Source organism: Mesorhizobium sp. ES1-4 (assembly GCF_020164745.1).
Lineage (GTDB): Bacteria > Pseudomonadota > Alphaproteobacteria > Rhizobiales > Rhizobiaceae > Mesorhizobium.
This window is the reverse complement of sequence record NZ_JAIUGV010000009.1, coordinates 317,122-340,744: the sequence shown is the minus strand read 5'-3', so window position 1 is coordinate 340,744 and position 23,623 is coordinate 317,122. Positions and strand designations below refer to the sequence as shown.

Genomic DNA, 23,623 nt, shown 5'->3' with positions numbered 1-23,623 from the left:
ACGGCAATCGCTTTTGCCACATCGAGCCGACCACACGGACAAGTGTGCGCCGCCGCCGAAGTTTTCCACCGCTCGCAAGACGCGCTGAAATCTCCGGTTAAACCCTTCCACGTCAAAACGGAATTGGGTGGAATTGCTGCCTTTCCGCGATTTCGAGAGCGAGAGATCGGATCGACGGCATTGCTGAACAGTTTTCTGCTGCTTGCCGAAGCGATCGTCTACTTCAGCGTCATGGTGACGCTTTTCCGCGTCCGCACAGCACGGACCATATCCGCGGGGATTTAGCTCTCTCCGCGCCAGCTTACCGGAAACGGAGATCCCGCACTTACTGGAAGCCGATCGGATCGACCGTACCCACCGGACAGCCGGCCTTGTTGGTCGGCACCGAGGCCAGCAACAGGTCCTTGAGCGAGCTGTTCGGTCCGATGGGGCCGGCAAGGCCGAGCGTCAGTTCGCCGATCAGCCGCCGGCCGCTCGACGGATCGATGACGCAGGACACCCGCACCCTGTCGCCCGCCCCCGCGCCGAAGGCCTTGTCGAAGGCGCCGCGGATCTGGTCCGCGGTCAGCTTGCCGCCGATGTTCTTGGTGAAGAGATCGCGCACGGGCGAACTGTTGACCTCGCGCATCAAATGGAGGGCGTCGGAAAAATACTCCTGCTGGCTTTTGCCGTAGCAGGTCCCGTGCTTGATCCATTCATGTCGCTCCAGCTTCGAGGCAGTGCCCGGCATCACCTTGTCGAGCTCCGCGCGGGTGTCGGCATCGAGGTTGACGGGCGGCAGGTCCTGCCAGTGGGCCGGATTGTCGTTGGCCTTGTCGCCGGCCGAAGCCTGGCAATAGAAATTGCCGTTCGGCTGCGGCCACAGACCGTGCAGCGTGAAATTGGTGGCATCGAATTCGCTCGGATTCTGCGCCTTGCATTCGGTCTTGTTCGACTTGGTCTCGCAGAAGGCCGGCTGCCAGCTCAACGCGAAGACATATTCGGGTTTTCCCGAGGTCGCCGGCTTGCCTTGACCGCCCGGTCCTGCCGGCGCGGTCGCGGCGCTGCTGCCCGAGAGGTGGCCGCAGCTGACCTTCACCCAGCGGCGCTCGGGATCGGCCCCTGGCACTTGGATGAGGTAATGGGTCGGAGCGTCCTTGTTGCCGGCGAGCAGCTGATAGCTCTGTCCGGCATCGGTCGAGACATTGCCGGGATTCTTGCCGTTCTTGATCGCCTGCGTTGCCGGACAGGCAGCGTCGGCCACGAAGGTGCCGCTCATCTTGACGTCGGCCCGCGCCGCGCCTGTCAGCGATCCCGCCAACAAGGCCAATCCGAAAACGACAGCAATGCGCATGGAATATCCCCTGCTGGAAATTGGGCGACAGACTGAAGCTGTCTCCATGTCAGAATTGCGATATTTTTCAGGTCCGTGGCAAGAAAGATCGTCGCGGAAAAGCCGGCAGGCCGGATTGACGCACATGTGGCCCCGGCGCACACACGTGGGACATCACAACGGCGGACCAGGGGAGACCAGCCGGCATGCCCTTCAGCCAGCAGCGCATGGTTCGCTCGCCGACCGGCGCCGACCTCAATCTGTTCGTCCGGCAGGCCGACAGCCATCCTCGGGCGGTGGTCCAGATCAATCATGGCCTGGCCGAACATGCCGCGCGCTACGACCGCTTCGCCGGCTTCCTGGCCGCACGCGGCTTCCATGTCTATGTCCATGACCACCGTGGCCATGGAGCGACCAAGGCGCCCGACGCGCCGCTGGGCCGGTTTGCACGGGAGGATGGCCCTGCCAGGGTGATCGCCGATGTCGACGCCATCCACGATCTCATCGCCCACGAGCATGCTGACCTGCCGGTGATCCTTTTCGGCCACTCGATGGGCGCGTCCGTGGCGTTGAACTACCTGTTGGGCCACTCGCAACGCGTTCATGCCGCCGCGATCTGGAACGGCAACTTCTCGCAAGGCCTGCTCGGCCAGTTGGCTCTCGGTATCCTCGCCTGGGAACGGATGCGGCGGGGCTCGGATGTGCCGTCGCGCCTGCTGCCGAAACTCACCTTCCAGGCCTGGGGCAAGGCGGTGCCCAACCATCGTACCTCGTTCGACTGGCTGTCGCGCGACGAGGCGGAGGTGGCGAAATACATCGCCGATCCGCTCTGCGGCTGGGATGCTTCGATCTCGATGTGGCGCGACGTGATCGCCATGGCGTTGAACGGCGGCAAGGACAAGGGCTTTGCCGCCGTCCGCCGCGACATCCCCGTCGCCATCGTTGGCGGCGAAAAGGACCCTGCCTCGGACTACGGCAAGGGCATCACCCATCTCGCCGATCGCATGCTCGCGATGGGCTTTTCGAATCTGGTTTCAAAGGTTTACGCCGACACCCGCCACGAAAGCCTGAACGAGGTGAACCGCGACGTCATCATGGTGGATTTCGCCAGTTGGGCGGACAATGTCTTGAAAGCATGACTGGGTTGGCCCATCGCAAGGCCCGTGACAGCCGCTGCCGGGCTTGATAGAGGCTCTGCTTCGCGGCAATCAGGATGATTGCCGCAACCACGGTGATTTATGGCCGAACCCCCGCTGAAAGGCGTCCGCGTCGTCGAACTTGCCCGCATTCTTGCCGGGCCCTGGGCCGGGCAGTTGCTTGCCGATCTCGGCGCCGATGTCATCAAGGTCGAGAGCCCCGATGGCGGCGACGACACCCGCAAATGGGGTCCGCCTTTCGTCATGAGCCACGACGGAGAGAACCTGTCGGCCGCCTACTACCATTCCTGCAACCGCGGCAAACGTTCCATCGCCATCGACTTCTCGACGCCGGAAGGCGCCGAGACGGTGCGCCGGCTTGTCGGCACGGCGGATGTGCTGATCGAGAACTTCAAGCTCGGCGGCCTGAAGAAATACGGGCTCGACCATGACAGCCTTCGCAAGATCAACCCTCGCCTGATCTACTGCTCCATCACCGGCTTCGGCCAGGACGGGCCTTATGCGCCGCGCGCGGGTTACGATTTCATCATCCAGGCCATGGCCGGCATGATGTCGATCACCGGCGAGCCGGGCCGCGAGCCGCAGAAAGCCGGCGTCGCCATCTCGGATATCTTCACCGGCCTCTATTCGGTCATCGCCATCCAGGCCGCCCTGCGCCACGCCGAGAAGACCGGCGAAGGCCAGCACATCGACATGGCGCTGTTCGACACCCAGATCTCGGCGCTCGGCAACCAGAACCTCAACTATCTCGTCTCCGGCAAGTCCCCGGTGCAGATGGGCAATGCGCATATGAACATTGCCCCCTACGAAGTGCTTCCAGTCAGGGACGGCCATATCATCCTGGCTGTCGGCAATGACGGCCAGTTCGCCAAATTCTGCGCCGCGGTCGGACTGGGCGATTTGCCGACGAATCCCGATTTCGCCACCAATCCGGCCCGGGTCGCCAACCGCGTGGAACTTCGCGCACGCATCATCGAGGCGCTGAAGATTTTTCATCGCGACCCGCTGCTGGCCAGGCTCGAAGCGGCCGGCGTGCCGGCAAGCCCGATCAACACGATCGGCCAGATGTTCGATGATCCGCAGACCATTGCCCGCGGCATGCGGCTCGACCTCGACGACGGCCATGGCAATCGCCTGCCGTCGGTGCGCGCGCCGATGGTGATGTCGGGCACGCCGCTCACCTATGAACGCCCCTCGCCACGCCTTGGCGAGCACACTGAGGAAATCCTCGCCGAACTGGAGAAGTCTGGGAAATGAAGACCGGTGGCCAACTGATCGTCGACGCCCTCGAAGCCAACGGCACCGACCGCATCTTCTGCGTGCCGGGCGAATCCTATCTTGCGGTGCTTGACGCGCTGCATGATTCCTCGATCCGCACCATCGTCTGCCGCCAGGAAGGCGGCGCTGCCATGATGGCCGACTGCCAGGGCCGTCTGACCGGCAAGCCCGGCATCTGCTTCGTCACCCGCGGACCCGGCGCCACCAACGCCTCCGCCGGCATCCACATCGCCATGCAGGATTCGGTTCCGCTCATCCTGTTCATCGGCCAGGTCGCCAGCCACGCCAAGGAGCGCGAAGCGTTCCAGGAAGTCGATTATAAGAGGTTCTTCGGCGACATCGCCAAATGGGTGGTCGAGATCGACGACGCCTCCCGCATCCCCGAATTCGTCACTCGCGCCTTCGCCGTGGCAACGTCGGGCCGTCCCGGCCCGGTCGTCATCTCGCTGCCGGAGGATATGCTGACCAGCGAGGTCGACGCGCCGGAAGCCCTTCCGCACACGCCGGTCGAGACCTATCCCGGCGAGGCCGAACTCGACGCGCTGGAAACGCTGCTTGCCGGTGCGAAGCGTCCCTTCGTCATCCTTGGCGGCACGCGCTGGAACGCGGAAGCCGTGGCGCGCATGCATCAGATCGCCGAGGCCTGGTCGCTTCCTGTCGGCTGCTCCTTCCGTCGCCAGATGCTGTTCGACCATCTCCATCCAAATTATGCCGGCGATGTCGGCATCGGCATCAATCCGAAGCTGGCGGCGGCCATCAAGCAGGCCGACGTCGTTCTCTTGATCGGCGGCCGCATGGGCGAGATGCCATCTTCGGACTACACGCTGCTGAAGAGCCCCTATCCCGACCAGGCACTGGTGCATGTTCACGCCGACGCCGGCGAACTCGGCCGGGTCTACCGCCCGACGCTGGCGATCAACGCCTCGCCAGCGGCATTCGTCGAAGCCTTCGCCAAGCGCAAGCCGGCCGGAACGTCAGCATGGGCTGCCGAGACGCCCAGGCACCACGCGGCCTATCTCGAATGGTCGACGCCGCCACGGACCGGCCCCGGCGCGGTGCAGATGGGCCCGATCATGGACTATCTGGAAAAAGTGTTGCCCGACGACGCCATCCTGACCAACGGCGCCGGCAACTACGCCACCTGGGTTCATCGTTTCCACCGCTTCCGCCGTTTCGCCACGCAGGGCGCGCCGACCTCGGGCTCGATGGGTTACGGTACGCCGGCGGCCGTCGCCGCCAAGGCGCTGTTCCCGGATCGTACAGTGGTCGCCTTTGCCGGAGACGGCTGCTTTCTGATGAATGGGCAGGAATTCGCCACCGCCGTGCAACACGACCTGCCGATCGTCGTCATCGTCGTCAACAACGGCATTTACGGCACCATCCGCATGCACCAGGAACGCGAATATCCCGGCCGTGTCGTCGGCACCGATCTGAAGAACCCGGACTTCGCGTCCCTGGCCCGCGCCTATGGCGGCCATGGCGAGACGGTCGAGAACACAGCGGAATTCGCGCCTGCCTTCGAGCGGGCGCGAACCAGCGGCAAACCGGCAATCGTCGAGATCAGGCTCGATCCCGAAGCGATCACCCCGACCCGGACGATGACGCAGATACGCGACAAGAGTTGAAACAGGACAAGGCTTGGCTCCTTCGCGCCACCTCGTCCCCCAGGCATTCAGCCTTGGCCGTGGCCCTACATCGCCTTTTCGATCTGGCCGCGGATCTCGCCGTCCTTGTGGGCCGCCGTGTGCACGTTGACGTAATATTTGCCGGCCTCCAGGTCGGCGGCCTGCGCATCGGTCAACGTAGCCGATCCCTTGATCGGGCTCTTGAGCTTGCCTTTGAACGGGATCACCGGCGGCGCGTTCTCACCTGCCGCCGCAGGGCCATGGATGTGCGCCGCGGTTGCCGGTCCGCTGAGGCCGGAATACTTCACGTTCCAGCTGAGCTTTTTCTTGGTGGTGTCGAAGGTAAGAGTAGCCGTCCCCTTGCCCTTGGTGGTGACGGCCGGGCTCTGCTGGCTGCCATCGAGGGTCGCTTTGTATTTTACCATCTCGGCCATTGCCGGTGATGCGAACAGGAAGGCGGTGGAAACGGCGAACGCCGACAGGACCGGCAGGAAGGAGTGAGCGCGCATGAAGAATCTCCGATTGGATGAAGCATCCGCCGCGGCTCCCCGGCGCGCGCATGCTTCAATGCAACGGCTGGGCGGCGCGATGTATCCCCGCACACGGTTTTGTGAATGGAGCGCATGGAAAAGGGGCGGTCGCCCGCCCCTTTTATCTCAGCCACCGTCGCAGGCGCTGTTGTATCGCGCCTGCCGGACTTACTTGACCGCCTTGTCGGTGATTGCGGTGGTGTAGGCGCCGGTCGGCTCCTTGGTGATGATCTTCTGATCGAGCAGCGCCTTGGCGGTGCGCTCGTAGGTCGCCGGGTCGAGCTTGCCGTCGGCATTGTCGATCAGCTTGGCGACTTCGCTCATCATCCGCTTCTGGTGGTTCTCGTCCTGGCCACCGGCGTCCATGACGATGCTTGCGGCCTCGTCATTGTTGTCGACGGCATATTTCCAGCCCTTCATGGAGGCGCGCACGAAACGGACCATCTTGTCCTCGAAAGCCGGATCCTTGAGCTTGTCTTCCGACGCGTACAGGCCGTCCTCGAGCAGGTCGTTGCCCATGGCCGAGTAGTTGAACACGGTCAGTTGTTCGGGCTTGTAGCCGGCATCTATCAGCTGCCAGTACTCGTTGTAGGTCATGACCGAGATGCAATCCGCCTGCTTCTGGATCAGCGGCTGCACGTCGAAGCTCTGCTTGAGCACGGTGACGCCGTCCGGGCCGCCATCGGTCTTGAGGCCAAGCTTGTTCATCCAGGCGTAGAACGGATATTCGTTGCCGAAGAACCAGACGCCGAGCGTATGGCCCTTGAAATCGGCTTCGGTCTTGATCGGGCCGTCCTTCGGGCAGACCAGTTCCATGCCGGCCTTCTTGAACGGCTGGGCGATGTTGACCAGCGGCACGCCCTTTTCGCGCGCGGCCAGTGCGCCGCCCATCCAGTCGACGATGACGTCGGCGCCGCCGCCGGCAATCACCTGCTCGGGCGCGATATCGGGACCGCCCGGCTTGATGTCGACGTCGAGACCCTCGGCGTCATAGAAACCCTTGGCCTTGGCGACATAGTAGCCGGCAAACTGAGCCTGCGTGACCCATTTCAGCTGCAAGGTCACCTTGTCGGCGGCCATCGCCTGGAACGCGGCCAGCGACATCGCGCCGGCCAGAATTGGAATAATAAGTCTTTTCATTTTATTACCCTCTGAAGTTAGTACCCTGAACCCACCGCCCCTATCCACCACGGACAGAGGGATGCCAAAACGTGACTGCCCTTTCGACAAGGGCGACCACGCCATAAAAGACCGAACCCGCAAGTGCTGCAACTGCGATTTCGGCCCAGACCATGTCGATGTTCATCCGCCCGACCTCGGTCGAAATGCGGAATCCCATGCCGACGACGGGCGTACCGAAGAACTCGGCGACGATGGCGCCGATCAGTGCCAGCGTCGAATTGATCTTCAGCGCGTTGAAGATGAAGGGCGCCGCCGCCGGGAGCCGCAGCTTGACGAGCGTCGGCCAATAACCGGACGCATAGGTGCGCATCAGGTCGCGCTCCATATGCCCGGATGCGGCGAGCCCGGCGACCGTGTTCACCAGCATCGGAAAGAAGGTCATGATGATGACGACAGCCGCCTTGGACTGCCAGTCGAAGCCGAACCACATGACCATGATGGGCGCGACGCCGATGATCGGCAGCGCCGAGACCATGTTGCCGATCGGCAAGAGCCCGCGCCGCAGGAACGGCACGCGGTCGGCGAGAACGGCGGTAACGAAGCCGGCGCCGCTGCCCACGACGTAGCCGAAGAGGACAGCCTTGAAGATCGTCTGCCGGACGTCGGCGCCGAGTATCGGCAGCGAATTGGCGATGCGCGCGCCGATGGCGCTCGGCGGCGGCAGCAGGATGAAGGGAATGCCCGCGCCCCGCGTCACTGCCTCCCAGATGATCAGGATCCAGGCGCCGAAGATGGCCGGGATGATCAGGCGCAGCGCGGTCCGTGCCCAGCTTGCCGTTGGCCGCAATCCTGAAAGCACGGCCACGCAGCGCCAGCCAAGCAACCAGGCAGCCGTGAGCAAAAGGAAATACGGCGCCAGCGCCGTGCCTTCGAAACCTTTAATGCCCGTTATCAGCAGCCAGGCAACGAAATGGGCGCCGACAAAAAGCACCACCGCCTCGGCGATCTTCGGGATCCTGATCATCGAAGCCAGCGCCGCCGCGATGGCAATGCCGAGCATTAGGCCCTTGGTTTCGAGATAAGGGTAACTGACGCCGGCGGTCGGGTCCGCGAGCGCTGCCGCCTCCGGCTTTGACATTGCGCCGAGCGCAACCGCGATCAGGCATAGCACGATCGCCAGCACCGCTTGCCAGGAAGGCTTCAGCCAGCTCATGCCGGCCTCCCGCCCATCGCGCGGTCGACGACGCGCCCGGCAATGCCGACCACCATGACCAGTAGCGCCGCTACGATCGAACCAGCGACCAGCGCCGACCAGATGTCGATGGACTGGCTGTAGTAAGCGCCGGCCAACAGCTTGGCGCCGATACCGGCGACCGCACCGGTCGGCAGCTCGCCGACGATGGCGCCGACTAGGCTTGCCGCTACCGCCACTTTCATCGAGGTGAACAGGAACGGCACCGAGGCCGGGACCCGCAGCTTCCAGAAGGTCTGTGCGCGGCTGGCATTGTAGGTGTGCATCAGGTCGAGATGCATGATCTCGGGCGAGCGCAGCCCCTTCACCATGCCGACCGTCACCGGGAAGAACGACAGATAGGTCGAGATCATCGCCTTCGGGATCAGGCCGGTGATGCCGACTGCCGCCAGCACCACGATGATCATCGGCGCCACCGCCAGGATCGGTATGGTCTGCGAGGCGATGATCCACGGCATCAGGCTGCGGTCGAGCGTCGCCACATGCACGATGCCGACGGCAATGATGATGCCGAGCGCGGTGCCGAAGGTAAAGCCGAGCAGCGTCGAGGAGAGTGTGACCCAGGCATTATAGACGAGGCTGCGGTTCGAATTTATGGGCCGCAGGAAGGTGTTCTCGAAGAAATTCACCGCCACCTGATGCGGCGCCGGCAGCGTCGGCTTCGGCTGCGACAGCGTCTTGCCGATGAGTTCGCTGAAGGTGGAGGTCTCATTGGCACGGCGGTCGAGATCGCGCTGGAACGGCGTGTTGAGGATGACGGCCAAAACGTACCAGAGTACCACCACGCCCACGAGGATGGAGGTCACGGGGACGATCTTGTCGCGGAAGGTGTCCATTTAGCGCAGCCCTTCTCCTCTCCCCGCCGGGGAGAGAGTGGCCGGAGCGAAGCGAAGGCCGGGTGAGGGGGAGTGTATCTGCCCCTCAAGCACCGCTAATATTGTATCCAAAACCGCCCGCCGTTCCGCCAGAACTTCGTGATTCCAGAACCGAAGAACAGAGTAACCATGGCTGTTCAGCCAAGCTGTTCTGCTTTCATCGGTCAGGGACTCGGCATGTTGGCTGCCATCGATTTCAACGATCAAGCTCTTTTCGCGGCAGAGAAAGTCGGCGAAGAACGGTCCGAGTGGCACGTGCCTTACGAACTTATAGCCGTTGAGGTGACGCCCCCGTAGCTCGCCCCAAAGCCGGTATTCGGCCTTGGTTTCGTCAAGCCGCAGCTCTCGGGCGCGCTCCGTGACGCCGGCCTTTCTCTTGGTTGGATGCGGCGGCGCCCCCTCACCCGACCTCCGCTTCGCTCCGGCCACCCTCTCCCCGGTGGGGAGAGGAGGAAACCCATCCTGCGCCCGCTCAATCATCATAACTATGCCCTGCCCTTAAGCCGTCGCGAACCCGTGCGGCGATCGCCAGGAACTCCGGCGTCTCGCGGATGTCGAGCGGCCGCTCTTTCGGCAGCGTCGATTCGATGATGTCGCTGACGCGGCCCGGGCGTGGCGACATGACCACGATGCGCGTCGACAGATAGACCGCTTCGGGAATGGAATGGGTGACGAAGCAGATGGTCTTGTTTGTCCGGCCCCACAGTTGCAGCAATTGCTCGTTGAGGTGATCGCGCACGATCTCGTCCAGCGCGCCGAACGGCTCGTCCATCAACAGCAGGTCGGCGTCGAAGGCCAGCGCGCGGGCAATCGAGGCGCGCTGCTGCATGCCGCCGGAAAGCTGCCAGGGATACTTCTTCTCGAAACCGCTGAGGTTGACGAGGTCGAGCGTGCGCTTGATCCGCTCCGCCTGATCGGTCCTGGACAAGCCCATGATTTCAAGCGGCAGCGCGACATTGCGCTCGATGGTGCGCCACGGGAACAGGGCGGCGGCCTGGAAGACATAGCCATAAGCGCGTTTCTCGCGCGCCTGTTCCGCTGTCATGCCGTTGACCGAAATCGCGCCCGAAGTCGGCTTCTCCAGATCGGCGATGACGCGCAGCAACGTGGTCTTGCCGCAGCCCGATGGCCCGATGAAGGAGACGAACTCCCCCTTGCCTATGGTCAGGTCGACATTGGACAGCGCCTGCACCGGACCGTCATTGGTCTGGAAGGTGAGGCCAAGTTTATTTGCCGAGACGACGGCTGGCGAAAGTCCCGTCATCGCTCGCGGCCTGCCTGTTCCCGTGACGGCGTCCCGATTCCGATTGCTTTTATCGCGATGTTGTTTTCCATTCGACCCGTCCCATTGGCCTTCAGTCCTGCCGACTTTGTTCCACTCAATCGACGCCCGGAGTTCCCCGATGTCGCCCAAACCCAGTTGTCATCTTATCCGCCCTGAAAGCACTTATGAAGGCAAGCAGGGTCTGACCTATTTGGCCGGTATCGCCACCGAGTCGGTCGGTTCTTCCGGCATCTGCATGCACGTGCTCACAATGCCGCCCGGCGCCCGCGCCAAGGCGCATCTGCATGAGAACCATGAAACGGCGATCTACGTGCTGTCCGGCGAGGTCCATACCTGGTATGGCGACCGGCTGGAGCATCACATCGTCGTCAAGGCCGGCGACCTCTTCTACATCCCGGCCGGTGTGCCGCATTTGCCGGCCAATCTGAGCAATGCTCCGTCTTCGGCCGTCATCGCCCGCACCGATCCCAACGAACAGGAAAGCGTCGTCCTGCTGCCGGAACTGGATGCGCTGGTTGCGTGAGGGCGGTATTGGCGGGTTAGCCGGGCGAGGCTCAATAGCTCCAGGTCCGCGCTGCCCCTCATCGCCCTGCCGGGCACTTCTCCGCATATAGAGACTGGGAGAAGGATGCCATCGCGAAGGATTTCGCCAATCGCCAGCGTTGCCAGAAAGAGCGCCGAGGTTGCTCTCAGCTCCCTTCTCCCCGTCACTATACGGGGAGAAGATGCCGGCAAGCAAATGAGGGGCGGCGCCGGCGTCGGCAATCATCCGCACCGAGGCACTTCCCCATGGGCATTGCCGTCCAAGGCCTGTCTGACGGCCGGTATCGCGGTTGCCGGCATGGCGGGAGGAACAGCCCGCATCCTCAAACCCCGGTCGCCGGAATGCCGGTGCGTTCCACCTTGCGCGGCGCGGTGATCTCTTTCCAGGTCGACAGCGCCCGGTTGACCGCGGCGTTTGGCTCGCGTCCGACGAACTCGCCATGGCCGGGCTTTGCCTTCACCTCTGCTTCCTCGATCGACAGCTCGCCGCGCGAGAAAACGAAGCGCGGCAGGCCAGTCACCTCGACGCCTTCGAAGACGTTGTAATCGATAACCGATTGCTGCTTCTTGGACGAAATTGTCTTCTTGCGCTGGGGGTCCCAGACGATGATGTCGGCATCGGCACCTTCGACGATGGCGCCTTTTTTCGGATACATGTTGAGGATCTTGGCGATGTTGGTCGAGGTCACGGCGACGAACTCGTTCATCGTCAGCCGCCCGGTGTTGACGCCCCGGGTCCATAGCACCGGCAAGCGGTCTTCCAGGCCGCCAGTGCCGTTGGGGATCTTGGTGAAATCGCCAATACCGAAACGCTTCTGCGTGGTTGTGAAGGCGCAATGGTCGGTCGCCACCACCTGCAGCGACCCGGCCTGCAGGCCGGCCCACAGCGAATCCTGATGCAGCTTGTTGCGGAAGGGTGGGCTCATCACGCGCCGCGCAGCATGGTCCCAGTCCTTGTCGAAATACTCGCTCTCGTCGAGCGTCAGGTGCTGGATCAGCGGCTCGCCGAACACGCGCATGCCCTTCTGGCGCGCCCGGCGGATCGCTTCATGGCTCTGCTCGCAGGAGACATGCACGACATAGAGCGGCACGCCGGCCATGTCGGCGATCATGATGGCGCGGTTGGTCGCCTCGCCCTCCACCTCCGGCGGGCGCGAATAGGCATGGCCTTCCGGGCCATTGTTGCCGGCGGCGAGCAACTTCTGCGAGAGTGCGGCAACCACATCGCCATTCTCGGCATGCACCAGCGGCAACGCGCCAAGGTCAGCGCAACGCTGGAACGAGGCGTACATCTCGTCGTCATCCACCATCAATGCGCCCTTGTAGGCCATGAAGTGCTTGAACGAGGTGATGCCCTTGTCGACGACCGTGGCCATCTCGTCGAACACCTGCTTGCCCCACCAGGTGATCGCCATGTGGAAGGAATAGTCGCACGAAGCCTTGGAGGTCTTGTTGTCCCACATCTGCAAGGCTTCAAGCAGCGATTGCTGCGGTGCCGGCAGGCAGAAATCGACCACCATGGTGGTGCCGCCGGCAAGGGCCGCCCGTGTGCCGGATTCGAAGTCATCGGCCGAATAGGTGCCCATGAACGGCATTTCGAGATGCGTGTGCGGATCGATGCCGCCCGGCATCACATAGCAGCCCGTGGCGTCGAATTCATGGTCGCCATGCAGATTGGAACCGACGGCGACGATCTTGCCGTGCTGCATCAGCACGTCGGCCTTCCACGTGCGGTCGGCGGTGACAACCGTGCCGTTTCGAATGACTTTCGACATCGCTATCTCCCGATTATTGGTCCCGCTCGATCACTATGTCCCGATAAACCAGGGCGCCGCCCGGATCCATGTAGATTCCCCAATCCACGTTCTCACAAAGAAATGCGGCTGCCTTTTCGATAGTGGCAAATCGAACGGCTTTGCCGCGATTGTTTTCGCTCTTTGGGAAACATTGGTAGAGGCCGTCGACCGGGACAGCCATTTGCCCGGTGCCTTGTTTGACGATCCTCACTCCACGATCCCCGCCGTCTCCACCACCGCGTGAAACAGCACGTCGGCGCCGGCGGCGGCCCATTCCTTGGTGATTTCCTCCGCCTCGTTATGGCTGAGCCCATCGACGCAAGGGCACATCACCATGGCGGTGGGTGCGACGCGGTTGATCCAGCAGGCGTCGTGACCGGCGCCCGAGACGATGTTGCGGTGCGTATAGCCGAGCCTCTCGGCGGCATCGCGGATCGCCTTGACGCAGCCCTTGTCGAAAGTGACGGGATCGAAATGACCGACCTGCTCGATTTTGTACTGGATGTCGAGCGCGTCGCAGATAGTGTCGATGCCTTCCCGGATGCGGCCATCCATGGCGTCGAGTACTTCCTTCTCCGGCGAGCGGATGTCGATGGTGAAAACGGTGCGCCCGGCGATGATGTTGCGCGAGTTCGGGTAGACTTCCATGTGCCCGACCGCGCCGACGGCGTCGGGCTGGTAGTCCATGGCGATCTCGTGCACCAGTTCGATCACGCGGGCCATGCCGAGCCCCGCATTGCGGCGCTTGGGCATCGGCGTCGAGCCGGTATGCGCCTCCTTGCCGGTCAGTGTCACCTGCAGCCATTTCAAACCCTGGCCATGGGTGACGACGCCGATGTCGATGTCCTCGTCCTCAAGGATCGGTCCCTGCTCGATATGCAGTTCGAAGAAGGCGTGGATCTTGCGGTCGCCGACCTTCTCGGTGCCTTTCCAGCCGATACGCTCCAGTTCCTCGCCGAATTTTTTGCCGGCCTTGTCCGTATGCTCGTAGACGTCGGCCTGGTCGAGCACGCCGGCGAACACACCGGAAGCCATCATGGCGGGGGCAAAGCGCGCGCCCTCCTCGTTGGTCCAGTTGGTGACGACGATCGGATGCCTGGTCTTGATGCCGAGATCGTTGAGCGAGCGCACGATCTCCAGGCCGCCGAGAACGCCGAGAACGCCGTCATACTTGCCGCCGGTCGGCTGCGTGTCGAGGTGGCTGCCGACATAGACCGGCGGCAGGCTGGGGTCAGCGCCTTCCCGCCGGGCAAACATGGTGCCCATCTCGTCGACGCCCATTTCCAGCCTGGCCGCATCGCACCAGCGCTTGAACAGATGCCGCCCCTCTCCGTCCTCGTCGGTCACGGTCTGGCGGTTGTTGCCGCCGGCAATGCCGGGGCCGATCTTCGCCATCTCCATGATGGAATCCCACAAGCGGTCTGAATTGATTCGCAGATTCTCGCCGGGTGCGGCCATTCAAAACCTCATCGATTGCGGGGCGTCCCCCTCCCCCTCGAGGGGAGGGTGGCCGCGAAGCGGTCGGGTGGGGTCGGCTGACATGCGCTCGACCTTTTCCTTGACCACCTGCGCGACATGCCAAGCGCTGTTTATGACATCGAGTTCGTCGACACGGAAGACGTCGAACCCAAGCGATCGTAGATACGCGTCACGAACGGCATCGTGCCGCTTGCCCTTTTCGTGCTCGTGAAGATCACCGTCGACTTCAACGATCAGCTTCACGGAAAGGCAGGCAAAGTCAACGATGTAAGGCCCAAACGGGCACTGGCGCCGGAATTTGATGCCTGCCGATTTCAGCTCACGCAACTCATACCAAAGGAGAGATTCACCCTTGGTCGCGTGAACTCGAAGCGCGCGCGCCTTCTGGCGCATTTCGAAGCTCACGCGGGTACGAGGCATCAGAAGCGACCTCGCGGTAAAAGATCACGTCGGCGACCAGTCGAACCGACTCCACCCGACCGCTTCGCGGCCACCCTCCCCTCGAGGGGGAGGGATATCCGCGCCCGGTTCTTCAATCGATCATCCTAAGCACTTCACGCACATGGTCGACCAGCTCGTTGATCTGGCCCTTGGTGATGATCAGCGGCGGCGACAGAGCGATGATGTCGCCGGTGGTGCGGATCAGCGCGCCGCGCTCGAACGCCTTCAGGAAGGCCGAGAAGGCACGCTTGGTCGGCTGGCCGGGAATAGGTGCCAGCTCGATCGCACCGATCAGGCCGATGTTCCTGATGTCGATGACATGCGGCTCGCCCTTGAGCGAATGCAGCGCGTCTTCCCAATAAGGCGCCAGCTCCTCGCCGCGGGTCAGCAGCCCCTCTTCCTTGTAGGTATCGAGCGTGCCGAGTGCCGCTGCGCAAGCGACCGGATTGCCCGAATAGGTGTAGCCGTGGAAGAACTCGATCATGTGCTCGGGGCCGGTCATGAAGGCATCGTGGATTTCCTTCTTCACGAACACCGCGCCCATCGGGATGACGCCGTTGGAGACGCCCTTGGCGGTTGTCATGATGTCGGGCGTGACACCGAAATAGTCGGCGCCGAACGGCGTGCCGAGACGGCCGAAACCGGTGATGACCTCGTCGAAGATCAACAGGATACCGTGCTTGGTGCAGATCTCGCGAAGCTTCTGCAGATAGCCCTTCGGCGGCAGGATGACGCCGGTGGAGCCGGCGACCGGCTCGACGATGACCGCCGCGATGGTCGAGGCGTCATGCAGGGCGACGATGCGCTCCAGCTCATTGGCCAGTTCCGCGCCATGTTCCGGCACGCCCTTGGTAAAGGCGTTCTTCTCCGGCAGGTGCGTGTGCGGCATGTGGTCGACGCCGCCGAGCAGCGTGCCGAACATCTTGCGGTTGGTGGAGATGCCGCCGACCGAGATGCCGCCAAAATTGACGCCGTGATAGCCGCGTTCACGGCCGATCAGCCGGGTGCGCGCGCCATCGCCCCTGGCGCGGTGATAGCCGATCGCCATCTTCAGCGCAGTTTCCACCGATTCCGAGCCGGAGTTGGTAAAGAAGACGTGATCCATGCCCTTCGGCGCGATGTCGACGAGGCGGTTGGCCAGCTCGAACACGATGGGATGACCCATCTGGAAGGCCGGCGCATAGTCGAGTTCGGCGGCCTGCTGCTGGATCGCCTCGGTGATCTTCGGTCGGCAGTGGCCGGCATTGACGCACCACAGGCCGGCGGTGCCGTCGAGAATCTTGCGACCGTCGCTTGTCGTGTAATGCATGTCCTTGGCGGACACCATCATGCGCGGCGCCTGCTTGAACTGCCGGTTGGACGTAAACGGCATCCAGAATGCACTGAGATCGTTCGGCGTGACTTTCAGCCGGTTGGACATGACCAAGACTTCCCCTTGTAACCTGTTTCGGTGCGTCCAACGCTTGGTCTTTGCCGCACTTTCATGCTACGCAAATTTTTGACCGATTGGACAAACGTTAGCACCGCCCTGTCGGCGGTCAAGGGATTACTAGCGGAAATGCGGCTCCTGAAGTGCGTTCCACAGGCTGGGGAAAAACTGGTCCAGAGAATTGGTCCAGATGGCCTTCAGTGCAAAGGCCCGCAACGGTGACCACGAGCACGCAAGCCCCGCGCCGCACCCGCATCCAGCAGGAAAAGCGCGAACTGATCCTGGAGGCCGCGCTCGAAGTGTTCTCCACCAACGGCTTCCGTGGCTCGACCATCGACCAGATCGCCGAAGCCGCCGGCATGTCGAAGCCGAACCTGCTCTATTATTTCCGCCGCAAGGAGGACATTCACGAGACATTGATGGAGCGGTTGCTCGAAACCTGGCTGGCGCCTCTGAGGGAACTCGACGACATCGGCGATCCGATGACCGAGCTCAGGAGCTATATCAGGCGCAAGCTGGAGATGGCCCGCGATTTCCCGCGCGAGAGCCGGCTGTTCGCCAATGAGATCCTGCAGGGCGCGCCGCGCATCATGCCGCTGCTGGCGGGCGAGTTGAAGACGCTGGTCGACGAAAAGGCCGCTGTCATCAAGGGCTGGATGCGCGCCGGCAAGATTGCCAGGACCGATCCCTGGCACCTGATCTTCTCGATCTGGGCGACAACGCAGCACTACGCCGATTTCGACGTCCAGGTCCGAGCCGTGCTGGGACCGAACCGCGGCGGCGACGGTCGCTTCGAGGACGCCGCCCGCTTCCTGGAGCAATTGTTCCTCGACGGGCTGAAGCCCAAGAACTGACGCCTTGAACCGGCTCAGGCGCTGCGCCGCTCGGCCGGCATCGCGTCCAGCAACCGCTGCAGTTTGGCGACCGAGTTCTGTTCGGCAAGCGGCGTATAGACGATCAGTCTCATGTCCGAGCCATCGTCGATCGACAGGCTCATATGCTCGAAGGCCATCAAGCCTGCTTTGGGATGCCGGACGTGCTTCACGCCTGTCAGCCTCCGCGCCACATCCCGGCGCGGCCACCAGTCGCGGAACTCGGGACTTGAGCTCATCATCAAGGCGATCAGTCGTTCGAAGTCCGGATCGCCGACATATTTGGCGCTTTCGGCACGAAACGAAGCGAGCAGCACGCGGGCGAGTTCTTCCCAGTCGACCAGCAGGCGGCGATGGTGCGGGTTGGTGAACACCATGTGGACGATGTTTCTGCTATCGCCCTCCAGCAGGCCATAGTCGCCGAACACAGCTGCCGCGGCCGGGTTCCAGGCCAGCACATCCCAGCGCCGGCCGACCACTTGGGCCGGCTGCAGGACGAGGCTTTGCAGCATATGCAACAGCGTGGCGTCCACCTTCTCGGGTGTCGCCCCGCGATGCTCGGGCTGCTGGCGACCGGCGAGAATGAACAAATGCCGCTTCTCGACGGCGTCGAGGCGCAGCGCCTCGCAGAGCGCCGTCAGCACTTCCACCGAGGGCCGCACGTCCCTGCCCTGCTCGAGCCATGTGTACCAGGTGGTGCCGACACCGGCGATCATCGCCACCTCCTCACGCCGCAGACCTGGCGTGCGCCGTCTGGGACCTGTCGCGATGCCGGTGGCCGAGGGTGTCAGCCTTTCGCGGCGCGAACGCAGGAAGGCGCCGAGTTCGCGTCGGCGGCTCTCGTCGGCCGACTGGGTGGAGGCTGGGGAGATGGGAGCATTCATACCGGCCATTATAGCAGTATTGATACCAGGATAAAGTTGGAACTGTTTGGCATGGACGAAGCGTCCCATCTTGCACTCAGAGCAGCAACAGGAGGCTCTGAACATGGAATTGAAAGACAAGACCATCCTCATCACCGGATCGACCGACGGCGTCGGCCGGGTCGTGGCACAAAGGCTGGGCGGCGCAGGCGCACGGGTGCTGGTGCATGGCCGCGATACGGTGCGCGGCAAGGCCGTTATCGCCGACATCGAAGCCGCCAGCGGCAAGGCCGAGTTCCTCGCGGCTGATCTCGCTTCGCTGGCGGAGGTAAGACGCCTCGCCGAGGCCGTGCGCGCTAGGACGAGCCGTCTCGATATCCTCATCAACAATGCCGGCCTCGGCACCGCTGGCGACAAGCGACAGACAAGCGCCGATGGCTACGAATTGCGCTTCGCCGTCAACTATCTCGCCGGCTTCCTGCTGACCTCGGAGCTGCTGCCGCTGCTGAAGGCCAGCGCGCCGGCGCGCATCGTCAATGTCGCGTCCGCTGGCCAGCAAGCGATCGATTTCGACGACGTCATGCTGACGCGCGGCTATAGCGGCGTGCGCGCCTACTGCCAGAGCAAGCTGGCGCAGATCCTGTTCACCATCGATCTGGCCGAACAGTTGAAAGGCAGCGGCGTCACCGTCAACGCGCTGCATCCGGCAAGCTACATGAACACGACCATGGTCCGACAGGCCGGCGTGACGCCTTGGAGCTCGGTCGAAACCGGCGCCGAAGCCATCGTGAACCTCGCCACCTCGCAAAGGCTCGAAGGCCGCAGCGGCCTCTATTTCGACGGCCTGCGCGAATCCCGCGCCGACACCCAGGCCTACGACGCCAAGGCAAGACAACAATTGCGAAGCCTGAGCCTCGACCTCGTCGGGCTGGCTTCGCCAAAATCGAAGGAAGAACGGTCATGACCGACGGGACCGAACACACAGTCATCATCGGCGGCTCGTCGGGCATCGGCCTGGCGACAGCGCGAAAACTGCTCGGCCCGGGCATGAAGGTGACCATCACCGGGCGCAACCGGGACAAGCTCGTCAGCGCCTGGAAAAGCCTTGGCGGCGCCGCCGACAAGGCCGCCTTCGACGCTTCGAAGCCGGACGAGGTGCGCCAGTTCTTCGAGCACCTCGGCCCATTCGACCATCTCGTTCTGGCAGCGAGCGGCGGCAAGGGCCTCGGCCCGTTCGAAACCCTCGACCTCGCCGACATCGCCGGCGGCGTCGACGAAAAAGTGCGACCACAACTGTCCTGCCTGCAGGCAGCCTTGCCGACACTGAACAAATCGGGATCGGTCACCTTCATCTCGGCGGTGTCGGCCCAGGTCGCGATGCCGGGCGTCGCCGGCATCGGCGCCATCAACGGCATGTTGCTGACCGTGGCGCCGATCCTGGCGGTGGAACTCAAACCGCTGCGCGTCAACGTCGTCGCGCCCGGCGTCATCGACACGCCGTGGTGGGACTTTTTGCCGGACGAACAGAGGCAAGCGGTCTTCGCCGACTATGCCGGCAAGACTCCGGTCGGCCGCATCGGCCGCGCCGAGGATGTCGCCTCGGCGATCGCCTTCCTCGTCTCCAACAGCTTCATGACCGGCCAGGTGCTGACCTGCGATGGAGGGCTGCGGTTCGCGGCGTAACTGCGGCGGGATCAGTTGGAGATCAGGCCGGACCAGAAGGCGAACAGCAGCAGCCCGGCGACGATTCCCGGTCTCAGGGCCTTGATGGTTCCCCGGAAACCGGCCGCATCGACCGCTTCCTTCAAACAGTTGGAGCGCCGCCGCCTTGGCGGCGCCCCCGGGGCAACGGGGCAATCAGGCAGCCTTGGCGGCCGGCATCGGATGAATGGCGTGGAACGGAATGCAAAGGCGGTTCCAAGTGTTGATCATGCCGAGCGCGACCGACAGCTTGACCAATTCCTCTTCCGAAAAATGCTCGAGCGTCCTGGCATAGAGTTCGTCCGAAACACCATTGTTGGCGATCAGCGTCACCGCCTCGGTCCAGGCCAAAGCCGCACGTTCGCGCTCGGAAAACAGCGGCGATTCCTTCCAGGCGGCGACCAGATAGAGCCTCTGTTCGGTCTCACCGTCGCGCCTGGCTTCGCGGCTATGCATCTCGACACAGAAGGAACAGCCATTGATCTGCGAGGCCCTGAGCTTGATCAGGTGCAGCAGGCTCACCTCCAGTCCGCATTCGTCGACCGCCTTGTTGAGCGCCGACACCGCCTTCATGATCTCGGGCGCCTTGGCGAAGAACTGCATCCTCTGTTTCATCGTCTTTCCTTTCGCATCGTTGGGGAGGTTAGGCTTGGTTGGTTGAACTGGATTTCTGCGGCCGCTGATGACGCTCGACGAAGGCGCAGCTCGCGGCAAACGATCTGGGGTCGCCTTCCGCGGCATAATCCGCCACGATGTCGGACAGCTTCACCTCTGCGAGCGCTGCCCTGTAGGCGCGTTCGGCTTTCAGCATCGCGGCGTTGATGCCGCAGGGTTTGACATAGGCCGAGGCATCGATCTTGACCGGACCGTTGCGGCGGATCTCGCCGCAGCGAAATGCCGGCTCGCGTCCCTCGATCGCCAGCACGATGTCGAGCAGTGTGATGCGTTCCGCCGACCGCGCCAGCCGGTAGCCGCCCGCCGGACCTGGCACCGATTCCAGGATACGGGACGCTGTCAGCATGTTGAGATGCTTCAGCAAATAGCTCGGCGACAGGCCAAAGGCCTCCGCCAGCGCAGCGCCCGGCATGGTGCTGTTGCCGTTGACACTCGCCAGTGTGGCCGCGCAGTGGATGGCCGCTTCAACGCCCTCGCCCAGCTTCGTGGCTCCAGTCTCCAGTTCATGGATATCTTTTATCGTGGATAATTTTTATCTGCAATAGGGAAATGAAAAAAAACGGCGCCCGAAGACGCCGCTTTTTTCGTCCGAATGTCTGTTCGCTACTCCGCTGCCACCTTGGCCATCGGGTTGTTCGGGTGTGTGGTCCAGTTGGCGTAGACCGGCGACACCGGCTTGCCGGTGCGTTGGTCCATCGCGCCGGCTGCCAGCGGCTCCATGGTGATGCAGTTGTCGACCGGGCAGACATTGACGCACAGATTGCAGCCGACGCATTCGGCCTCGATCACCTCGAAATGCCTGACGCCGTTGACCATGCTGGTGATTGCCTGATGCGAGGTATCCTCGCAGACAATATGGCAGCGGCCGCATTTGATGCAGGCGTCCTGGTCGATATGCGCCTTGGCGACATAGTTGAGGTTGAGGTACTGCCAGTCGGTGACGTTGGGCGTGGCGCGGCCGATGATGTCGTCGAGCGAGCGGTGTCCCTTCTCGTCCATCCAGTTTTCGAGGCCGGCGATCATCTCCTGCACGATCTTGAAGCCGTAGGTCATCGCCGCCGTGCAGACCTGCACATTGCCGGCGCCGAGCGCCATGAACTCGGCGGCGTCCCGCCACGTGGTGATGCCGCCGATGCCGGAGATCGGCAGGCCATGGGTTTCCGGATCGCGCGCGATCTCGGCCACCATGTTCATGGCGATCGGCTTCACCGCCGGACCGCAATAGCCACCATGCGAACCCTTGCCGTCGATGGTCGGCTGCGGCGCGAAACTGTCGAGGTCGACGCCGGTGATCGAGTTGATGGTGTTGATCAGCGACACCGCGTCGGTGCCTCCGGCATGTGCCGCCCGCGCCGGCTTGCGGATGTCGGTAATGTTGGGCGTCAGCTTGGTGATGACGGGCATGCGCGTGTACTGCTTGCACCAGCGCACCACCATCTCAATATATTCCGGCACCTGGCCGACGGCCGCGCCCATGCCACGCTCCGACATGCCGTGCGGGCAGCCGAAATTGAGTTCGATGCCGTCGGCGCCCGTCTCCTCGACCAGCGGCAGGATGGCCTTCCAGCTTTCCTCTTCGCAAGGCACCATGATCGAGGCGATCAGCGCCCGGTCGGGCCAGTCCATCTTGACCTGCTTCATCTCGCGCAGATTGGTCTGCAAATCGCGGTCGGTGATAAGCTCGATATTGTTGAGGCCGAGCAGGCGGCGGTCCGCACCCCAGATCGCGCCGTAGCGCGGGCCGTTGACGTTGACCACCGGCGGGCCTTCTTCACCCAGCGTCTTCCAGACGACACCGCCCCAACCCGCCTTGAAAGCGCGAATGACATTATAGGCCTTGTCCGTCGGCGGCGCCGAGGCCAGCCAGAATGGATTTGGCGATTTGATGCCGACGAAATTGTTTCTGATGTCTGCCATGCTCATGCCCTCCCGTTCGAGGCCAGTGCCCGGTTGATCGATTCCGCCGCATCGCGCCCTTGCGCAACCGCCGAGACAGTCAAATCATCGCCGCCGAAAATGCAGTCGCCGCCCGCCCATACCTTGGCCAGCGAGGTACGCCCTTCGCCGTCGACCTTGATGCGGCCGGCTTCGAGATCGATCGACGCCCCGCTGCCGTTGAGGGCAGCCGGCACAAAACTCTGGCCGATGGCCTTGAACACCTGGTCGGCGACGAGCGTCAGCGTCTCGCCGGTGCCGACGAGCTTGTCGCCGTTGAACGCGGTGTATTCGAGTTCGATTGCCGAGACCTTGCCGCCGTCGGCAATCACGCGCTTGGGCTGCAGCCAATGACGGATGGTGACGCCGTTCGCGGCCGCGAGATCCTGTTCGAATTCGGAGGCGTTCATGTGCTCCTGGCCACGCCGGTAGCAGATGGTCACCTCCTCGGCGCCAAGCAGCTTCGACTGCACGGCGGCATCGATCGCCGTCATGCCGCCGCCGATGACGACGACGCGGCGGCCGACCGGCAACCCTGAGAGGTCGCTGGCCTGGCGCAATTCGGCGATGAATTCGACCGCGTTGGTGACGCCGGCGGCATCCTCGCCATCGGCGCGCAGCGCGTTGACGCCACCCAGCCCCATACCGAGGAACACCGCATCATAATTGCGGATGAGGTCGGAGAGCTGATAATCGCGGCCGAGCGCCTTGCCGTTCTGGATGTCGATGCCGCCGATCGCGGTGACATAGTCGACCTCGGCCTGGGCGAAGTTGTCGACGCTCTTATAGGCGGCGATGCCGTATTCGTTGAGGCCGCCGGCCTTCGGGCGCGCCTCCAATATGGTCACGTCATGGCCATGACGGGCGAGCCTGTGCGCCGCGGCAAGGCCGGCGGGGCCGGCGCCAACGACGGCGACCGTCTTCCCTGTAGGCTCGGCGCGTGGATAAAACTGCTTGTTCTGGCTCATGGCGACATCGGTGGCGTAGCGCTGCAGGCGGCCGATCTGCACCGGCTTGCCTTCCGCCACCTCGCGCACGCAGACCTCCTCGCAGAGCGTCTCGGTCGGGCAGACGCGGGCGCACATGCCGCCCAGGATGTTCTGGTCGAAGATGGTCTTGGCTGAACCGATCGGGTTGCCGGTCGAGATCTGGCGGATGAACAGCGGAATGTCGATCGAGGTCGGGCATGCATTCATGCATGGCGCGTCGTAGCAGAAATAACAGCGGTCGGATTCGACCAGCGCCTCGTGATGATCGAGCGGCGGATGCAGGTCGGAAAAATTGTCCGCGTACTGCTCGGCTGGAAGCCGGCCGCCAACAATACCCTCTTTGAACTGGCCCTCTGGCATTTTCAGTTCCCCATGTTTTCGTTTTGGGGAAGGCTAGCACGTTTTATTTTTTTATCAATTGGTCAATTTTCGGCACAAGACACTGAAAACGCTGAGCTAAAAGA

Annotated in this window: 25 protein-coding genes; 8 read left to right on the top strand and 17 right to left on the bottom strand. The window is 63.1% G+C overall.

The features are described from left to right. Positions 1–42 precede the first annotated feature (42 nt). Positions 43–285 (top strand): hypothetical protein, encoded by a 243-nt coding sequence (locus tag LB556_RS19705; RefSeq protein ID WP_224569393.1) that lies wholly within the window; start codon positions 43–45, stop codon positions 283–285. A 40-nt stretch (positions 286–325) separates the two neighbouring features. Here the strand turns inward: LB556_RS19705 and LB556_RS19700 are convergent, their stop codons facing one another. Then, the gene (locus LB556_RS19700) at positions 326–1,333 is read right to left on the bottom strand and encodes a ribonuclease T2 family protein (RefSeq protein WP_224569392.1); all 1,008 of its coding nucleotides are present in this window, start codon (positions 1,331–1,333) and stop codon (positions 326–328) included. Positions 1,334–1,518: 185 nt separating this feature from the next. Between LB556_RS19700 and LB556_RS19695 the strand changes: the two genes are divergently transcribed. The 3 genes from LB556_RS19695 to LB556_RS19685 all read left to right on the top strand — a co-directional run bounded on the left by LB556_RS19695 (position 1,519) and on the right by LB556_RS19685 (position 5,372). Further along, a complete protein-coding gene (locus LB556_RS19695; RefSeq protein ID WP_224569391.1) occupies positions 1,519–2,451 on the top strand; it encodes an alpha/beta fold hydrolase in 933 nt (310 codons plus the stop codon). Positions 2,452–2,550: 99 nt separating this feature from the next. Next, positions 2,551–3,726 (top strand): CaiB/BaiF CoA transferase family protein, encoded by a 1,176-nt coding sequence (locus LB556_RS19690; protein WP_224569390.1) that lies wholly within the window; start codon positions 2,551–2,553, stop codon positions 3,724–3,726. After that, positions 3,723–5,372, top strand: coding sequence for a thiamine pyrophosphate-binding protein (locus LB556_RS19685; protein ID WP_224569389.1), 1,650 nt, complete (start codon positions 3,723–3,725; stop codon positions 5,370–5,372). The genes LB556_RS19690 and LB556_RS19685 overlap by 4 nt, the downstream gene beginning before the upstream one ends. A 65-nt stretch (positions 5,373–5,437) precedes the next feature. Here LB556_RS19685 and LB556_RS19680 read toward each other — a convergent pair whose 3' ends face one another. The 6 genes from LB556_RS19680 to LB556_RS19655 all read right to left on the bottom strand — a co-directional run bounded on the left by LB556_RS19680 (position 5,438) and on the right by LB556_RS19655 (position 10,415). Further along, positions 5,438–5,881, bottom strand: coding sequence for a CHRD domain-containing protein (locus LB556_RS19680; protein ID WP_224569388.1), 444 nt, complete (start codon positions 5,879–5,881; stop codon positions 5,438–5,440). A gap of 189 nt (positions 5,882–6,070) precedes the next feature. After that, positions 6,071–7,042, bottom strand: a complete 972-nt coding sequence (locus tag LB556_RS19675) for an ABC transporter substrate-binding protein (protein WP_224569387.1) — start codon at positions 7,040–7,042, stop codon at positions 6,071–6,073. 40 nt (positions 7,043–7,082) lie between these two features. Then, entirely contained in the window at positions 7,083–8,237 is a 1,155-nt protein-coding gene (locus LB556_RS19670; RefSeq protein WP_224569386.1) for an ABC transporter permease, read from the bottom strand. Further along, positions 8,234–9,112 (bottom strand): ABC transporter permease, encoded by an 879-nt coding sequence (locus LB556_RS19665; protein WP_224569385.1) that lies wholly within the window; start codon positions 9,110–9,112, stop codon positions 8,234–8,236. Before LB556_RS19665 ends, LB556_RS19670 begins: the two co-directional genes overlap by 4 nt. Further along, entirely contained in the window at positions 9,113–9,631 is a 519-nt protein-coding gene (locus LB556_RS19660) for an endonuclease domain-containing protein (RefSeq protein WP_224569425.1), read from the bottom strand. It lies immediately after the preceding gene. After that, a complete protein-coding gene (locus LB556_RS19655) occupies positions 9,624–10,415 on the bottom strand; it encodes an ABC transporter ATP-binding protein (RefSeq protein ID WP_224569384.1) in 792 nt (263 codons plus the stop codon). Before LB556_RS19655 ends, LB556_RS19660 begins: the two co-directional genes overlap by 8 nt. 139 nt (positions 10,416–10,554) lie before the next feature. Between LB556_RS19655 and LB556_RS19650 the strand changes: the two genes are divergently transcribed. Next, entirely contained in the window at positions 10,555–10,959 is a 405-nt protein-coding gene (locus tag LB556_RS19650) for a cupin domain-containing protein (RefSeq protein ID WP_224569383.1), read from the top strand. Between the two features lie 343 nt (positions 10,960–11,302). Here the strand turns inward: LB556_RS19650 and hydA are convergent, their stop codons facing one another. From hydA to LB556_RS19625, 5 genes are all read right to left on the bottom strand, one after another. Beyond that, a complete protein-coding gene (gene hydA, locus LB556_RS19645; protein WP_224569382.1) occupies positions 11,303–12,754 on the bottom strand; it encodes a dihydropyrimidinase in 1,452 nt (483 codons plus the stop codon). 13 nt (positions 12,755–12,767) lie between these two features. Next, on the bottom strand, positions 12,768–12,986 hold the full coding sequence (locus LB556_RS19640; RefSeq protein ID WP_224569381.1) for a hypothetical protein: 219 nt from the start codon (positions 12,984–12,986) through the stop codon (positions 12,768–12,770). Continuing rightward, on the bottom strand, positions 12,983–14,233 hold the full coding sequence (locus LB556_RS19635) for a Zn-dependent hydrolase (protein ID WP_224569380.1): 1,251 nt from the start codon (positions 14,231–14,233) through the stop codon (positions 12,983–12,985). The genes LB556_RS19640 and LB556_RS19635 overlap by 4 nt, the downstream gene beginning before the upstream one ends. After that, positions 14,234–14,674, bottom strand: coding sequence for an endonuclease domain-containing protein (locus LB556_RS19630; protein WP_224569379.1), 441 nt, complete (start codon positions 14,672–14,674; stop codon positions 14,234–14,236). 112 nt (positions 14,675–14,786) lie between these two features. Further along, positions 14,787–16,115, bottom strand: a complete 1,329-nt coding sequence (locus tag LB556_RS19625; protein WP_224569378.1) for an aspartate aminotransferase family protein — start codon at positions 16,113–16,115, stop codon at positions 14,787–14,789. A 227-nt stretch (positions 16,116–16,342) separates the two neighbouring features. Here LB556_RS19625 and LB556_RS19620 point away from each other — a divergent pair, with 227 nt between their 5' ends. Then, positions 16,343–16,978 (top strand): TetR family transcriptional regulator C-terminal domain-containing protein, encoded by a 636-nt coding sequence (locus tag LB556_RS19620; protein WP_224569377.1) that lies wholly within the window; start codon positions 16,343–16,345, stop codon positions 16,976–16,978. A gap of 14 nt (positions 16,979–16,992) precedes the next feature. Here the strand turns inward: LB556_RS19620 and LB556_RS19615 are convergent, their stop codons facing one another. Next, positions 16,993–17,880 carry a helix-turn-helix transcriptional regulator gene (locus LB556_RS19615; RefSeq protein ID WP_224569376.1) on the bottom strand — a complete coding sequence of 296 codons (888 nt, stop codon included), beginning with the start codon at positions 17,878–17,880 and terminating at the stop codon, positions 16,993–16,995. Between the two features lie 103 nt (positions 17,881–17,983). On the opposite strand from LB556_RS19615, the gene LB556_RS19610 reads away from it, so the two are divergent. Together LB556_RS19610 and LB556_RS19605 are read left to right on the top strand one after the other, a co-directional pair. Beyond that, positions 17,984–18,823, top strand: coding sequence for an SDR family NAD(P)-dependent oxidoreductase (locus LB556_RS19610; protein ID WP_224569375.1), 840 nt, complete (start codon positions 17,984–17,986; stop codon positions 18,821–18,823). Then, the gene (locus tag LB556_RS19605) at positions 18,820–19,542 is read left to right on the top strand and encodes an SDR family oxidoreductase (RefSeq protein WP_224569374.1); all 723 of its coding nucleotides are present in this window, start codon (positions 18,820–18,822) and stop codon (positions 19,540–19,542) included. Before LB556_RS19610 ends, LB556_RS19605 begins: the two co-directional genes overlap by 4 nt. A gap of 174 nt (positions 19,543–19,716) precedes the next feature. Here the strand turns inward: LB556_RS19605 and LB556_RS19600 are convergent, their stop codons facing one another. From LB556_RS19600 to LB556_RS19585, 4 genes are all read right to left on the bottom strand, one after another. After that, positions 19,717–20,175 carry a carboxymuconolactone decarboxylase family protein gene (locus LB556_RS19600; protein WP_224569373.1) on the bottom strand — a complete coding sequence of 153 codons (459 nt, stop codon included), beginning with the start codon at positions 20,173–20,175 and terminating at the stop codon, positions 19,717–19,719. A 28-nt stretch (positions 20,176–20,203) separates the two neighbouring features. Next, on the bottom strand, positions 20,204–20,737 hold the full coding sequence (locus LB556_RS19595; RefSeq protein WP_224569424.1) for an RrF2 family transcriptional regulator: 534 nt from the start codon (positions 20,735–20,737) through the stop codon (positions 20,204–20,206). Positions 20,738–20,838: 101 nt separating this feature from the next. Next, entirely contained in the window at positions 20,839–22,152 is a 1,314-nt protein-coding gene (preA, locus tag LB556_RS19590; RefSeq protein ID WP_224569372.1) for an NAD-dependent dihydropyrimidine dehydrogenase subunit PreA, read from the bottom strand. A gap of 2 nt (positions 22,153–22,154) precedes the next feature. Then, complete coding sequence (locus tag LB556_RS19585; RefSeq protein ID WP_224569371.1) at positions 22,155–23,519, bottom strand: NAD(P)-dependent oxidoreductase; 1,365 nt, start codon at positions 23,517–23,519, stop codon at positions 22,155–22,157. Positions 23,520–23,623 lie beyond the last annotated feature (104 nt).